Source organism: Cupriavidus sp. TMH.W2, assembly GCF_050847365.1.
Lineage (GTDB): Bacteria > Pseudomonadota > Gammaproteobacteria > Burkholderiales > Burkholderiaceae > Cupriavidus.
This window is the reverse complement of the sequence record NZ_CP193793.1, coordinates 693,445-706,977: the sequence shown is the minus strand read 5'-3', so window position 1 is coordinate 706,977 and position 13,533 is coordinate 693,445. Positions and strand designations below refer to the sequence as shown.

Sequence of the window (13,533 nt, the reverse complement as noted above, 5' to 3'; positions counted from 1 at the left end):
CTTGGGGCGCGCTCAGGCCACGCCCATGATGGTCTGCGCGTTGTCGATGCGCAGTTCCGCACCGTTGATAAAGCGCGATTCGTCGGAGGCCAGGAACAGCACCAGGTTGGCCACGTCGCGCGGATGGCACATGCGCTGCATCGGCTCGGCGCCGCCCACCTCTTCCGGCAGGGCCGTGGCGCCGCCCGGCAGGAAGGCCGCGGTCATCGGCGTGAGGATGCCGTCCGGGTGGATCGAGTTGCAGCGGATGCGGTAGCCGCTCTGCTTGCAGTGCCCCGCCACCGCGCGCGTCAGCGCGGTCACCGCACCCTTGCTTGCGCTATACGCGCAGAACGCACCCATGCCGCCCAGCGCCGCCACCGACGACATATTGACGATGCTGCCGCCGCCCGCCTTCATCGCGGCCACACCGTACTTGCAGCCGAGGAAGTAGCCGTCGGCGTTGATGCGCATCACGCGCTGCCATTGCTCCAGCGTGGCGTCCTCGACCGAACCCAGCATCAGGATGGCGGCATTGTTGACCAGCACGCTGGGCGCGCCAAACTGCTTTTCGGTGCGCGCCATCACCTGCTGCCAGCCGGCTTCGCTGGCGATGTCGTGCGGCACGAACAGCGCGGTCTCGCCGATTTCGCGCGCCAGCGCATGGCCCGCTTCCTCGTTGAGGTCGGTCAGCACCACGCGCGCGCCTTCGCGCGCCAGCAGCAGTGCGTCTTCCTTGCCGACGCCGCTGGCGGCCCCGGTGACAATGGCGATCTTTCCTTCAGTACGTCGGCTCATGAGTCGTCTCCTCGTTGGTGTGTGCCCCCCGGTCACCGGCGGGCTGTCGTGTCAGATGGCGGCCTGCGTTGCGTCCCGACCAGATGCAGTCGGCAAGCGACAAGCCGCTTACGTAATGATTGGATGCGATGCCGACGGCAGTGCGGCCTACGGCATAGAGGCCTGGAATAGGTGCCCCGCCGGCCGCGGCCAGCACGCGCCCACTGGACTCTTCGACCGACAGGCCGCCCAGCGTGATGGCCGGACACGGAAAAACGCGGCTGTTGGCCGAGATGTCGATGGCAAGCCAGGGTCCGGTTTCAAGCGACGCGCACATGGCCGCCGATTTGCCGGCCGGATCGGGAATCTCGCCGCGGGCCGCGGCGTTACAGGCATCGACGGTGGCCCGCAGCGCCGCGCCGGGCATGCCCAGCTTGCCGGCAAGCGCTTCGAGGCTGGCTGCGCGCCGCGCCCCCGCGACCATCAGCAGTGCCGCCGGCAAGGCCTGGAAGGCCCACAGCCGGCCACTCAGGCATTCGCGCAAGGCGGTGCGCGCCAGCTCGCGGTTCAGGATCAGCCAGGCCCGCCCGCCGTGTCGTTCGCAGATGGCGTGGCCAAGGGTGGCACCGTAAGTTTCCTCATTGCCGATGCGCGCCCCCTGCGCATCGACCACGCATCCGCGCGCCCAGTCGAACGGCGGATTGATGAAGCGCCAGGCCGACACGCGCTCCAGATGCCGCGTGGCCGCGCCCGCCGACTCGCCCAGGCGGATGCCGCTGCCGTCGCAGCCGGTCGCGCCAAGGCGCCAGGTCTGCAGGTATTTGCCGGCGTGGCGCGCCACCATGGCGCGGTTGAAGATAAAGCCCCCGGTGGCCAGCACCACCGCGCCGGTGCGCACCGCAACCGGGCGCGCATGGCGCAGTTCCAGCTGCAGCACGCGCTCGCGCAGCAGATCTGCCAGCGCCGGCATGGCGTTGTGCAGGCGCTCTGCCAGGCGCGCCAGGCGGGCGTGGCGCTTCTGTTGGCGTCCCGGCGGCACCTGCCACAGCTCGATACCGACGACCGCGCCGGACTTGTCCAGGATCAGTCGCCGCGCAGCAGTCTGGCGCATCACCGTCACCTCCGGCCGGGCCTGCACCGCGCCGCGCAGCACGCCGTACAGCGTGCGGCCAGACATGCCGGGGCCTTTCACGCGGTGACCGCGCGGTGCGGGCGCGGCATGCTGCGCATAGGCGGCCACGGCTTCGTTGCCGGAGTAATAAAGGTAGTAGGGCTGGGCCGGATACGAGGTCTTGCGCGGCGGCACGGTCGCGGCAAAACACACACCCAGGGCCTCCAGCCATCCGATCATCTCGGGGCTGCACTGGCAGAAGTCCTGCAGCGTAGCCTCGCTGACGACCCCGCCGGTTTCCTGGCGCAGGTAGCCGGCCATCGCTTGCGGCGTATCGGCATAGCCCGCGTCGGACTGGTAAGGCGTGCCGCCGCCGGCATAGACCACCCCGCCGCTCTTGGCGCTGGCACCACCGCCTTCGAAGCGCTCCGCGACGAGCACGCGTGCGCCGCCGTGCGCGGCTTCCAGCGCGGCACAGGCTCCGGCGGCACCGAAGCCCACCACCACGGCATCGCAGGCGGCCTGCCACGGGTGCGCGTCCGGATCCTCCAGCCGCAGTGGCGCGTGGACCGGCGTGACGGAATCGGGCAAGGGATGCATGCTGCCGGCGCTCCTGGGTTTATGCCGAGCACAGTGCGCCAAGTGGCGCGGACGTGGTATAGGCGCCGTCGACGTAGACCAGCGGCGACACCTCGCCGGCCAGCCGCACCTCGCGCAGCCGCCCGATGAAGACCGCGTGCGTGCCATAGTCGAAGCGGCCATCCTGCTGGCAGAACAGGTTCGCCTGGGCGTTGCGCAGGCCCGGCACGCCGGACAGGTCGTCTTCCCACTCGCCGCTGGTGAAGCGCTCTTCTCCCTTGAGCCGGCCGCTGCAATCGACCGCGATATCGCGGTGGTCCGCGGCCAGCAGGTTGATGCAGAAGTCCGCGCCGGCATCCAGCGGCGGGTAGATCGACGAATTCCGGTTGATGCAGATCAGCAGCGAGGGCGGATCCGCGGACAGCGAATCGACCGCGGTCACGGACATCGAATAGCGGCGCTCGCCATGGCGGCAGCTGATCACCGCCACCGAGCGCGCCATGCGGCGCATCGCCATCAGCATGTCTTCGCGCAGCGCGGTGCTGGTTTCTGCGCTGGTGTCGGGACTGGCGCTCATAGGGCCTCCTGTACGGTTTGAGCGTGGGGCGCGGCAGCAGGCTGGCGCGCGTGCTGCGAGAGCACGTCGGCAGCGATAAAGCCGAAGGTCATGGCCGGGCCCAGGGTGGAGCCCGCGCCGGGATAGCTGGTGCCCATCACCGAGGCACTGGTATTGCCGATGGCGAAGAGGCCTGCGATGGCGGAGCCGTCGTCGCGCAGCACGCGCGCGCTGGCATCGGTCGCCAGGCCGCCCTTGGTGCCGATGTCGCCGGCATCGATGCGCACGGCGTAGAACGGCGCCTTGCCGATCGGCGCCAGGCAGGGGTTGGGCCGCACCGCCGGGTCGCTGTAGTAGGTATCGAACAGGTTGTCGCCCTTGCCGAACTCCTCGTCCACGCCGGTGGCGGCATAGCCGTTCATGCGGGCAACACTCTCGGCCAGGCCGTCGGCATCGACACCGATCTGCTGCGCCAGCTGCGCCAGCGTGTCGGCGCGCACCAGAATGCCGGCCAGGCTGGCGGGAATGCTGCGGTCCGGCATGACCGAGCCCGGCAGGATCGGCCCGCACGGATACTTGTGGCGGAAGGTGGCGTCGAACACCATCCACGCCGGCACACTGCTGCCGGTCTTTTCGTGGTCGCGGTACATGGCGGGCACGAACTCGGAATACGGCGCGGCCTCGTTGACGAAGCGCCGGCCCTGCCCGTTCACCACCAGGCAGCCCGGCATGGCGCGCTCGATAAAGAGCGCGCGCTGCTTTTCCTCGCCCTGCACATGCACGGTAGGCGCGCCCCAGACGTGGGACATCAGCGCCACGCCGGCACCCGCGGCCTGGGCGGCGCGGATGGCGTCGCCGGTGTTGTTGGGCGGCGTCGCACTCCAGGCGGCCCGGGTCGGTTGCGGCAGGTATTGTTCGCGCATGGCCTGGTTGCGCTCGAAGCCGCCGGCGGCCAGGATCACGCCGCGCAGCGCGCGGATCTCGACCGTGCGCCTGTCCTGCACGGCGCGCACGCCGCGGACAGTGCCGTCCTCGACAATCAGGTCCTGCAGCGCGGTATCGAGCCACAGCGGAATCGCGCGGTCCATCATGGCGCGCCGCAGGCCGCCGACCAGGCTGTTGCCGAGCGTGAGGCGGCGGTCACGCCGGGTCTTGCGGCGCCAGCCCAGATCGAGCCAGTAGCGGGCGAACTGGCGCACCGCCAGGCCCAGCCAGCCGGGCGCGCGGCACAGCAGCGCATGCGCCTCGGCCGAGGTCACGGCCACGCGTCCGGCCACCAGCGTGCCCGGCGACGGCGGCCGCAGCCGCGCGAATTCCTCGCGCAGGCGCGCGCCGTCGAACGGCATCGGGTCGAGCGCGCGGTAGCCGGGCATCGCGCCGGGAAGTTTCTGGAAGTAGTCCGCGTAGCGCGGCAACGTGTAGTACCGCACGCCGGCCTGTTGCTCCAGGTACTGGAGCATGCGCGGCGCCTGCTCAAGGTAGGCGCGCACGCGCTGCGGATCGCCGTGCTCACCGGTGCAGGCCAGCACATACTCCAGCGCCGTGGCGTAGTCGTCCTGCCCGCCTGCCGGCGCGATATGGTGGTTCAGCGGAATCCAGATGCCGCCGCCGGACACCGCCGAGGTGCCACCGTACTGGCCGCTCTTCTCCAGCACCACCACCGACAGGCCGCGGTCGGCGGCGCGGCAGGCGGCCAGCATGCCGCCGGCGCCCGAGCCAACCACCACCACGTCAAACTCGCTGGGCTGCATGCGCACTCTGCTCTGGCTCATGTTGGATCCCCGTGCCGGTGCGGCTCAGATGAAGAAGTCAGTGTTGGCGCGCCCCATCATCACGCCGCCAAGGTTCTGGCCGAAGCGGTCCAGGTTGTTGGCGTAGTGGGCGCGGGCCGCGTGCAGGTCAAGGAAACGGCGCACCATCGGGTTGCTGCGGTAGATGCCGTTGCCGCCGGCATAGCGCAGCAGGCCGTTGGCCAGCTGCGCGCAGCGCTCGGCCACTTGCGCGGACTGGTAGCGGAAATGCAGGCGGCGCGGCGTCTGCACCTGGCAACCTTCACGCGCAAAAGCCAGTAGCTCGTCGAAGTTGCGCTCCAGGATGGTCCGCATCTCGTCGATGGCCACCTGCGCATTGGCGCAAGCCTTCTGCGCGCCGCCGTCTTCCGCGGTCTTGCTGCCGCCATTGCTGCTGACGCGGCCGTCGGCGTACGCGACAAAGTCGTCGAGCGTGCCTTCGAGCGCGCCGATGCAGGCGGTGCACACCGCGCGCACGAAGATCTGCGCGAACGGCAGCTGGTACAGCGGCGCGTCATTGACGGCCAGCCCGGGGCTGGTGCCCATCGCGCCATCGACGGCACGGTGGGTGCGGTAGTCGGGCACGAACACGTCATCGACCACGATATCGTGGCTGCCGGTCGCGCGCAGGCCCAGCACATCCCAGTTGCGCACGATCCTGTAGTCGGAGCGCGGCAGCAGGAAGGTGCGGTAGTCATAGGCGCCGCCCGGTTCGGCCGGCGGCACCAGCCCGCCCAGGAAGATCCAGTCGCACAGCTCGCTGCCGCTGGAGAACTTCCAGTGGCCGGAGAAGCGATAGCCTCCGTCCACCGGCGTGACCTTGCCCACCGGCATATAGGTCGACGCGATCAGCGTGGCGGGGTTGCTGCCCCACACTTCCTGCTGGGCGCGCTCATCGAACAGCGCCAGCTGCCAGTTGTGCACGCCGACCACGCCGTAGACCCAGGCCGTGGACATGCAGCCTTTGGCCAGCGCCATCTGGATGCGGAAGAAGGTCTGCGGATCCAGCTCGTAGCCGCCGTGGCGGCGGGGCTGCAGCACCTTGAAGAAGCCCGCGGCCTGCATCTCTGCGATGGTCTCGGCGGGAATGCGCCCTTCGGCCTCGGCTTGTTCTGCGCGCTGGGCCAGCACCGGGATCATCTGCTCGGCGCGCGCGATCAGCCGTGCCGCCAGTTCCTTGGGATTGTTGTCGTGATGCACCGCGGTCTCCTTGTTGCCTGGTTTTGTGGCTGGCATCGATGTTTGCACCGGTGGTGCGGGGTGCCATCGTCTGTTGGGACTAGCGAGGTCGCGAATTGAGGGGGCGGGACTTCGTGGATGCGCCGGCCCTCTCCCCCGGCCCCTCTCCCGCAAGCGGGAGAGGGGAGCAAACCTGCAGCGGCGTCATGCGCCTCAGGCCCTTAAGCTTCCGCTTGCGTGCTCCCTTTCCTGCTTGCGGGAGAGGGTTGGGGAGAGGGCCGGCGTGTCCTGCGAAGTAGGGCCTGCGGTATGCCACCGCCTACCCTCTCCCCCAGCCCCTCTCCCGCGAGCGGGAGAGGGGAGCAAACACTCGGGAAGCAAACCCTCAGGCCAGCGCGCGCAGCTTGCGTCCCTGCTTGCGGAAATGCGGGATCACGTACTCACCGATATTGCGAATGGTCTCGAGCTGCGCCCACTGCGGCACCGTGCCCATCTGGCAGATGAACAGGATCTCGTCGGCGCCGGCATCGATCAGGCGCTGCACGTAGCCGATGCAATCCTCCACCGTGCCGTAGGCGTGGTTGGGGTTGAGCATCATCATCGACGGGTCGCTGAAGTCCACCGAGACCTTCTCCGAGGCGAACTTCGTATTGATCACGGCCTTGCCCTGCGCATCCGTGGCAGTGACGTGCTCGTCGTCCCAGGCGGACGGGTCGGGGCGCTCGCCGCCCGCATACCAGTACGACAGCGACTCCATGAAATAGCGCTGGCCCTTGATGCCGATCTTGCGCGCGGCCAGGCCGTCGTCCAGCACGATGGTCGGGCACAGCGCGGCCAGGTGCTGGTGCGGGCGGAAGCCCACCTGGTCCTCGGGCTTGCGCGTTTCCCACGCGGCGCGGTAGATCTCGTTCTTCTTGGCCACATCCTCGGGGCCGCCAAAGCCCAGCACCAGCGCACCCATGCCGCGCGCGCCGGCGCGCTGCAGCGTGTCGGCATTGGTGCAGGCCAGGTACATCAGCGGATGCGGGTCCTGGCGCGGCTTGGGGTGGATCGGGCGGCGCGGGATCTTGATGAACTCGCCGTCGTGCTCGATCTCGTCCTGCGTGAGGATCTTCGGGATCAGGTACATCGACTCGTCGATCATCGGGTGCAGGCTGTTCAGGTCGTAGCCGAAGGTGCCGGCCTCCTGCTGGGTGCCGCCCTTGCCGACACCGAAATGCACGCGGCCGCCGGACAGGATGTCCAGCGTGGCGATGCGCTCGGCCACCTTGACCGGATGGTTCATCGCCGGCGGCAGGCACACCACGCCGTGGCCGATGCCGATGCGCTGCGTGCGCCCGGCGACGAAGGCCAAAAAGGTTTCCGGCGCGCTCATGTGGGCGTAGTTGGTCAGCGCGGTGTGCTCGACCGCCCAGACCACGTCAAAGCCCATGTCCTCGGCCAGCACCACCTGTTCCATGATTTCATCGAACACCTTGTGGTCGCCGGCGCGCGAGGCATCGACGGTCTGGGCTTCATAGATCAGTGAAAAACGCATTGCAGTCCCCTTCCCTGGCATTGATGGTTCAGGACCGCCGCCGGGGCGCCGCCCGTTGCTGCGCCTCCGGCCCGAAGCGGCCTGTGTGATTGCAGTGTGGTCGGCGCAAGGCGTTGCAACATCGTCTGATTGGATTATGAGCAGGACATGGAGCGTCCCTATCATTGGCCACGGGCATCACGCCCGCTTTCACCCAGAGGACCAGGACACCATGCAAGCCAGGCTGCTGCTTTACCCCGTCGCGGACATCGACACCGCGCTGCCGTTTTTCACGGAAGGACTCGGACTACCCGTCAGGTTTCGCGACGGTGACCGCTATTGCGCGCTCGACGCGGGCGCGCTGACGCTGGCGCTGGTGGCCGGCGAGGAACGCCTGGTGGACCAGCCCGCGCTGGCCTTCAGGGTGGATGAGGGTGGCGATATCGCCGCGGCAATTGCGCGGCTGGTGGAAGGCGGTGCCAGCGTGACGCTGCCCGCGGCGCAAGGGCCGCATGAGACACGCGCGGTACTGGAAACGCCGGAAGGCTTTGCGCTGGTGCTCAGCGCAAAGCCATGAGGTGCGTTACGTTGGTTAGCCCAGCGAAATCACGCTGCTGAGCAGCATGCGGACCAGCGTGGCCTGCCGGGTCACGCCGGTCTTGGAGAAGATGGCCCGCAGGTGCGCGCGCGCCGTGTTCTTGCTGATGCCGAGTTCATCCGCGGCTTCATCGAGCGTGAGGCCGTTGGCCAACTGCAGCGCCAGCTGCGTCTCCGCCGGGGTCAGGTCGAACAGCTGGCGCACCACCTCGTGCGAGGCCTGCGAGCGCCGCTCCGGGTCGCGGATGAACACCACGCAGGCCGGGCGCTTGCGGTTGTCCTCGGACCACTCGCTGAGCGGGATGGTGCGGATCAGCACGCCCAGCCTGGCGCTGCCGGACGGGCGCGTGATCGACATCGCTTCCATCAGCGCCGGCGTGGTGCCTAGGTGGCCCATCATGGCCTGGCGCAGCAGGCGCTGGAACTTGCGGTTCTCCTGGCCGTATTCCACGTCCAGCCCGCCTTTGGCGATCCGGATGCCGTCCTTGGCGCCCAGGATCTCATCGGCGGCGGCATTGGTCTTGATGATGGTGCCGGACTCGTCCAGGATCACCATGCCGACCAGCATGCGGTCGATGGCGCTGGCGTACACGGTGCGCTCCGACTCGACCACGTCGATGCGCGAGTGCAGGTCCACCGCGCGCTTCAGGTGCGGCAGCAACGCGGTGCACAGCGCCTTGTCGGCGGCCGAGAAATCGCGTCCGTCATGCTCGCGGCAAACACGGAAGCGGCATTCCACGCCATCATCGGTACGCAGGTCCGCGCCAAGGATATAGCGGATGCCGATGTCCTTCAGGAACTGCTGGTAGAGCTCGCTCATGCACCAGACGCCGGGTCCCAGGTGCTCATCGATAGTCACCACCCGGTCCGACGGCAGGCCGATGAAGGGGTCGAGCGCGTAGTAGTAGTTGTTGTAGGAGGTCTCGCCCGGCAGGGTCGAGCCATGCTCCGACGCATTGACCATCAGCCCCGGCCGGTCCGTGGCCGGCGAGCGCAGGATCAGCGTGACATAGTTGGCGTTCAGCTGCCGGCGGATCTGTTCCAGCGCCTTGCCCCAGGGCACCTGCTCCATCGCGCCCTGGTAGATATTGCCCAGCAATGTGCTGAACTCCGACAGCGACACCGTCGTCTGCGCGAACAGGTGTGCGACCGCCTGGTTCTGGCTAACCTCCATCAGCATTTCCTCTGTCTCCATTGTAGCGTGCGCAGCGCTTCGGACATGCCAAGGCGGCCGGGCCTGCTACGGGCTCTATGGCCCTTTTTTGTGCCCCGATTATAGGGACGGCAAAGGGGTCGCGGCTGGCCCCCGCCTTCATGGTTTGCCCTAGGCAAGACCGGCTGCACAAGCTGGCCGGACTAGTCCTGCGGGACAGGCGAATCCTCACGCGCCGGCGGCCCGAACACATACTCCAAACAGACTAAGGACAGACCCTCCCGGCCGTTCAAGGGCAAACCCCTAGACGCCGTGTGATGCCCCCTGTCCTACCCAAACAGACGATGCCGTGCCGCCGCGCTGCCGCTACAAGTCAGCCATGCGCGGCGATCCCCGCCGCCTTCCTTTCACGGAGAACCAAGACCATGGCGGCAAACCCGCGGCAGCAGGCCGCAGTGATCACCGGAGCGGCCAGCGGCATCGGACGCGCGCTCGCCCAGGCACTGGCAGCGCAGGGCTATGCGCTGGCGCTGGCCGATGTCGACGCTGATGCGCTCGAGGCGGCACGCGCGGCGCTCGCCGCCGATGGGGCGACGGTCATCGCCGTACCCACCGACGTATGCGACGCGCGGCAGATCGCGCACCTGTGCGAGCAGAGCTTCCTGCACCTTGGCCGTGTCGACCTGCTGGTCAACAACGCCGGCGTGCTCGCCACCGGCCGCTGCTGGGAGCTGCCGCCCGAGGTGTTCGACCATGTCATGCGCGTCAACCTGTGGAGCGTGCTGCACGCGCTGCGCTGCTTCGTGCCGCGCATGGCGGCGCAAGGCGCCGGCCATATCGTCAATGTGGCCTCGATGGCCGGCCTGGCCGTGGGGCCGTGGCTGGCCCCTTACACGCTGTCCAAGCAAGCCGTGGTGGCGCTGAGCGAAGGGCTTGCGCTGGAACTGGAGGCAGCGGGGCTGCCGCTCGGCGTGTCCGTCGTTTGCCCCGGCCCGGTGGCCACCGGCATCGCGGCGGGCCTGGACGGCTGCGGGCCGCAGGAAGTGAGCCAGATGAACGGCGCGCTGCGCAGCGGCATTGCCGCCGGCATGACGCCGGACGCGGTCGCGCGCAGCATCCTGGACGGCGTCTCGGCCGGCCGGTTCTGGATCCTGCCGCACGAGCACGCCGCGCACGCGGCGCTGGCGCGCGCGCAAGGCATTGCCGCCGGCAACGCGCCGGCGTTCGCGCTCTGACACAGATTTCCCTACTGCAATCCAGGAGACCCCATGCCGCTCGATCCCCAGGCCCGCGCCGTGCTTGAAGCAATGCCCGCCATGCCCAGCCCCGATTTCTCCACCCTGCGCGCCGCCGACTACCGTGCCGCGCTGGCGGCCATGCCTGCGTTCGCGCCCGGCGACACCATCGCCGCGCAGCAAGACCTCACCATCGACGGTGCAGCAGGCCCCCTGAAAGCCCGCCTGTACCGGCCCGACGGCAGCACAGACCTGCCGCTCGTGGTCTATTTCCACGGCGGCGGCTTTGTGCTCTGCGGCCTCGATTCGCACGACAACATCTGCCGCAGCCTGGCGCGCCGCAGCGGTGCGCTGGTGCTGTCAGTCGATTACCGGCTGGCGCCCGAAGCACGCTTCCCGGCCGCTGCCGACGACGCCATCGCGGCGGTGCGCTGGGCGGCCGCGCATGCGGCGCAACTGGGCGCCGACCCGGCCCGGCTGGCCTTGGCCGGCGACAGTGCCGGCGGCAACCTCGCCGCCGTGGCCTGCCAGCAGTTGCGCGCCAGCGGCATCGCCCTGCGGCACCAGCTGCTGCTCTACCCCTACCTGGACTGCAGCGACGCCGCGGCCGCCAGCGCCAGCTACCGCGAATGCGCGCAGGGCTACTTCCTCAGCGCCGCGGAGCTCGACTGGTATCGCGCCCAATACCTGGCCAGCCCCGCCGACGCCACCGATGCGCGCGCCAGCCCGCTGCACCAGCGCGACCTGCATGGCCTGCCGCCAGCCACCATCATCACCGCCGAATTCGATCCACTACGCGACCAGGGCGAGGCCTATGGCGAGGCCCTGCAGCGCGCGGGCGGCAACGCCACCGTGCGCCGCTGGCCGGGCCAGTTCCACGGCTTCATCAGCATGCAAGGGATGATCGATGCCGCCAGCCAGGCGCTGGATGTGGCCGCCGCATCGCTGCGCCAGGCCTTCGCTGGTACCAGCCGGGAGGAGGCAGCATGAGCCCCGCCACCATCCTGCCGCCGATGGCCGACGTGCTCGCGGCGCTGGCCGCGGGCCAGCGCGTCGTAGTGATCGAAGACGAGACCGACGAGGCCACGGGCTGCGTGCTGGTTGCCGCCGAGCGCGCCAGCGAGGCCGATGTCAACTTCATGGCGGCCGAGGCGCGCGGCCTGGTCTGCATGGCGATCACCGAGGCGCGCCGCACGCTGCTGCAGCTGCCGCCGATGGCCGCAATCCACCGCCAGCGCGAGCGCTACACGGTGTCGATCGAGGCTGCCACCGGCGTCAGCACCGGCATCTCCGCCGCCGACCGCGCGCTCACGCTGCGCGTGGCGGCGGCGGCGCGCGCGCAGCCGCATGACCTGGTCCAGCCCGGGCACATTTTCCCGGTGGTGGCGCAGCCCGACGGCGTGCTGCGCCGCGCGGGCTTTGCCGAAGCCTGCTCCGACCTGCCGGCGCTGGCCGGGCGCGTCGCCGCCGGCGCCTACGCGATGCTGCTCGATGACGACGGCGACCTGCTGCGGGGCCCTGCGCTGCTGGCGTTCGCACAGCACCACGGCCTGCCGGCGGTTTCAATCAGCGGGCTGATCCATCACCGCCTGCTGACCGAAGGCACGCTGCGTCGCACGCACACGACCGAACTGGCCACGCCCTTCGGACGCTTCATCGTGCACGCCTACCATGACGCGCCGGTCGATGCACTCCATCTCGCGCTGGTGCTGGGCCAGCCCGACCCGCAACTGCCGGTGCTGACGCGTGTCCAGGCGGTGGAAATGCAGCGCGACGTGCTGGGCTTCGGCACGCCGGCCCTGCCCGCGTGGAACCTGGAGCGCTCGCTCGCCCGCATCGGCGCCGAAGGCTGCGGAGTGCTGGTGCTGCTGGATGAACGCGAGTCGCCGCAGCAGCGGCTGGACCGGCTGGCAGCGCCGGCCGCCGCGACGCCGGCGCCGGCCTTCGCGCAACGCGCGCTGGGGGTCGGGGCGCAGATCCTGCGCGATGTGGGGGCGCACAAGCTGCGCCTGCTCAGCCATCCGGTGCCGTATCGCGCCGTCACCGGCTTCGACCTGGACGTCACCGAGTTCGTGCCGCCGTGCTGAACTGTCAGGAGCGACGGCCGAAGCAATCGGCAAAGCAGCGCGTAAAGTGCTCCACGTCGGCGTCTGACAGGTGGTTGATGCCGCCTGCCAGGCGCCGGCCGCCGCCGGTCTCGAAGCCGCGGCAGAAGTCGGCCGCGCCGGTGGCGCTGTGGGCCGGCACGCGCACACTGACGGCAAAGCCGCCGCCGGACTTTGGCGACAGCAGGCCGATGGCGTCGCCGGGCCGGCCGCGCACCAGTTCATTGGCCAGCACGCCGATCGCGCGCCTCGCCCACGGCGCGTCAGGCAGCATCAGCAGCGCGGCGCCGGGCACTTCGTGCGCGGGCGCCAGGCAGCGGGCGCGGGCCATGTCGTCCGCATAGCCGTCGCACAGCACCGCATAGGCCCCGCATTGCGCCGCGAAGTCCAGCGGGTCGGCGAACGGCAGCATGTGCCGCGCCAGCTCGGCGGGATCGAAATGCAGGTCCGCCACGCACTCGCCATAGGCGTTGTAGTTCAGGCACGTGCCCAGCTGTTCCAGCACCGCGGTATCGCGCTCGGCCAGCCCCGCCTGCGCCGCCATCGTGCGCGCCACGCCGCCCAGGTTGTCGCCGAAGGCGGCGGTGATCGCCCAGCGCCGGTGGCTGCTGCCCAGGCGACGGTCGACCAGGATGCTGGTGCAGACCTCGGGCCCTTCGTCGATATGCGCGCGCAGGCCGGCATGCCCGGGCAGTTCGCCGGCATGGTGGTGGTCGAAGTAGTCCACCCGCGCACCGGCGCCGAGCAGCCGCAACAAGCCGTCGCGGTTTTGCTCGAGCGAGATGTCCAGTGCGGTCACGGTGTCGCCGGGCCCGGCGTCGATGCGCTCGAGCAGCCGGATATCGCGCTTGACGCCGGTGACCAGGGTGGCGTCGCCGGGATGCGCCAGGCGCAGTTGCTGCAGGGCGCACAGGCCGTCGGCGTCGCCGTTGAAGGCAAAGTAGCGTGTCATGGCA

General features: G+C 69.5%; 12 protein-coding genes. 4 read left to right on the top strand and 8 right to left on the bottom strand.

Going from position 1 to position 13,533, the window contains the following annotated elements; genetic code table 11:
* Positions 1 to 12: 12 nt before the first annotated feature.
* From ACREYQ_RS20800 to ACREYQ_RS20775, 6 genes are all read right to left on the bottom strand, one after another.
* Positions 13 to 777, bottom strand: coding sequence for an SDR family oxidoreductase (locus tag ACREYQ_RS20800; RefSeq protein WP_432262063.1), 765 nt, complete (start codon positions 775 to 777; stop codon positions 13 to 15).
* The gene (locus tag ACREYQ_RS20795) at positions 761 to 2,467 is read right to left on the bottom strand and encodes an FAD-binding protein (protein ID WP_432262062.1); all 1,707 of its coding nucleotides are present in this window, start codon (positions 2,465 to 2,467) and stop codon (positions 761 to 763) included. Before ACREYQ_RS20795 ends, ACREYQ_RS20800 begins: the two co-directional genes overlap by 17 nt.
* A gap of 19 nt (positions 2,468 to 2,486) precedes the next feature.
* Complete coding sequence (locus ACREYQ_RS20790; protein WP_432262061.1) at positions 2,487 to 3,023, bottom strand: flavin reductase family protein; 537 nt, start codon at positions 3,021 to 3,023, stop codon at positions 2,487 to 2,489.
* Entirely contained in the window at positions 3,020 to 4,774 is a 1,755-nt protein-coding gene (locus tag ACREYQ_RS20785; RefSeq protein ID WP_432262060.1) for an FAD-dependent oxidoreductase, read from the bottom strand. The genes ACREYQ_RS20790 and ACREYQ_RS20785 overlap by 4 nt, the downstream gene beginning before the upstream one ends.
* Positions 4,775 to 4,798: 24 nt before the next feature.
* Entirely contained in the window at positions 4,799 to 6,028 is a 1,230-nt protein-coding gene (locus ACREYQ_RS20780) for a flavin-dependent monooxygenase (RefSeq protein ID WP_432262059.1), read from the bottom strand.
* Between the two features lie 328 nt (positions 6,029 to 6,356).
* The gene (locus tag ACREYQ_RS20775) at positions 6,357 to 7,508 is read right to left on the bottom strand and encodes an LLM class flavin-dependent oxidoreductase (protein ID WP_432262058.1); all 1,152 of its coding nucleotides are present in this window, start codon (positions 7,506 to 7,508) and stop codon (positions 6,357 to 6,359) included.
* A 211-nt stretch (positions 7,509 to 7,719) separates the two neighbouring features.
* Here ACREYQ_RS20775 and ACREYQ_RS20770 point away from each other — a divergent pair, with 211 nt between their 5' ends.
* The gene (locus ACREYQ_RS20770) at positions 7,720 to 8,064 is read left to right on the top strand and encodes a VOC family protein (RefSeq protein ID WP_432262057.1); all 345 of its coding nucleotides are present in this window, start codon (positions 7,720 to 7,722) and stop codon (positions 8,062 to 8,064) included.
* Positions 8,065 to 8,079: 15 nt separating this feature from the next.
* On the opposite strand, the gene ACREYQ_RS20765 is transcribed toward ACREYQ_RS20770, so the two are convergent.
* Complete coding sequence (locus tag ACREYQ_RS20765; protein ID WP_432262056.1) at positions 8,080 to 9,264, bottom strand: helix-turn-helix transcriptional regulator; 1,185 nt, start codon at positions 9,262 to 9,264, stop codon at positions 8,080 to 8,082.
* Positions 9,265 to 9,662: 398 nt separating this feature from the next.
* Here ACREYQ_RS20765 and ACREYQ_RS20760 point away from each other — a divergent pair, with 398 nt between their 5' ends.
* From ACREYQ_RS20760 to ACREYQ_RS20750, 3 genes are read left to right on the top strand one after another with little or no spacing between them, the layout of a single operon-like run.
* Positions 9,663 to 10,472 carry an SDR family NAD(P)-dependent oxidoreductase gene (locus tag ACREYQ_RS20760; protein WP_432262055.1) on the top strand — a complete coding sequence of 270 codons (810 nt, stop codon included), beginning with the start codon at positions 9,663 to 9,665 and terminating at the stop codon, positions 10,470 to 10,472.
* A gap of 33 nt (positions 10,473 to 10,505) precedes the next feature.
* Positions 10,506 to 11,462, top strand: coding sequence for an alpha/beta hydrolase (locus ACREYQ_RS20755; protein WP_432262054.1), 957 nt, complete (start codon positions 10,506 to 10,508; stop codon positions 11,460 to 11,462).
* The gene (locus ACREYQ_RS20750) at positions 11,459 to 12,559 is read left to right on the top strand and encodes a 3,4-dihydroxy-2-butanone-4-phosphate synthase (protein ID WP_432262053.1); all 1,101 of its coding nucleotides are present in this window, start codon (positions 11,459 to 11,461) and stop codon (positions 12,557 to 12,559) included. The genes ACREYQ_RS20755 and ACREYQ_RS20750 overlap by 4 nt, the downstream gene beginning before the upstream one ends.
* 4 nt (positions 12,560 to 12,563) lie before the next feature.
* Here ACREYQ_RS20750 and ACREYQ_RS20745 read toward each other — a convergent pair whose 3' ends face one another.
* Positions 12,564 to 13,529: an acetyltransferase gene (locus ACREYQ_RS20745; protein ID WP_432262052.1), complete on the bottom strand. Its 966-nt coding sequence runs from the start codon at positions 13,527 to 13,529 to the stop codon at positions 12,564 to 12,566.
* Positions 13,530 to 13,533 lie beyond the last annotated feature (4 nt).

Bases quoted from the DNA above. Each gene is read 5' to 3' on its own strand.
- ACREYQ_RS20790 (WP_432262061.1), bottom strand. From the start codon at position 3,023: ATGAGCGCCAGTCCCGACACCAGCGCAGAAACCAGCACCGCGCTGCGC.
- ACREYQ_RS20785 (WP_432262060.1), bottom strand. From the start codon at position 4,774: ATGAGCCAGAGCAGAGTGCGCATGCAGCCCAGCGAGTTTGACGTGGTG.
- ACREYQ_RS20750 (WP_432262053.1), top strand. From the start codon at position 11,459: ATGAGCCCCGCCACCATCCTGCCGCCGATGGCCGACGTGCTCGCGGCG.
- ACREYQ_RS20760 (WP_432262055.1), top strand. From the start codon at position 9,663: ATGGCGGCAAACCCGCGGCAGCAGGCCGCAGTGATCACCGGAGCGGCC.
- ACREYQ_RS20765 (WP_432262056.1), bottom strand. From the start codon at position 9,264: ATGCTGATGGAGGTTAGCCAGAACCAGGCGGTCGCACACCTGTTCGCG.
- ACREYQ_RS20780 (WP_432262059.1), bottom strand. From the start codon at position 6,028: ATGCCAGCCACAAAACCAGGCAACAAGGAGACCGCGGTGCATCACGAC.
- ACREYQ_RS20755 (WP_432262054.1), top strand. From the start codon at position 10,506: ATGCCGCTCGATCCCCAGGCCCGCGCCGTGCTTGAAGCAATGCCCGCC.
- ACREYQ_RS20745 (WP_432262052.1), bottom strand. From the start codon at position 13,529: ATGACACGCTACTTTGCCTTCAACGGCGACGCCGACGGCCTGTGCGCC.
- ACREYQ_RS20775 (WP_432262058.1), bottom strand. From the start codon at position 7,508: ATGCGTTTTTCACTGATCTATGAAGCCCAGACCGTCGATGCCTCGCGC.
- ACREYQ_RS20795 (WP_432262062.1), bottom strand. From the start codon at position 2,467: ATGCATCCCTTGCCCGATTCCGTCACGCCGGTCCACGCGCCACTGCGG.
- ACREYQ_RS20800 (WP_432262063.1), bottom strand. From the start codon at position 777: ATGAGCCGACGTACTGAAGGAAAGATCGCCATTGTCACCGGGGCCGCC.
- ACREYQ_RS20770 (WP_432262057.1), top strand. From the start codon at position 7,720: ATGCAAGCCAGGCTGCTGCTTTACCCCGTCGCGGACATCGACACCGCG.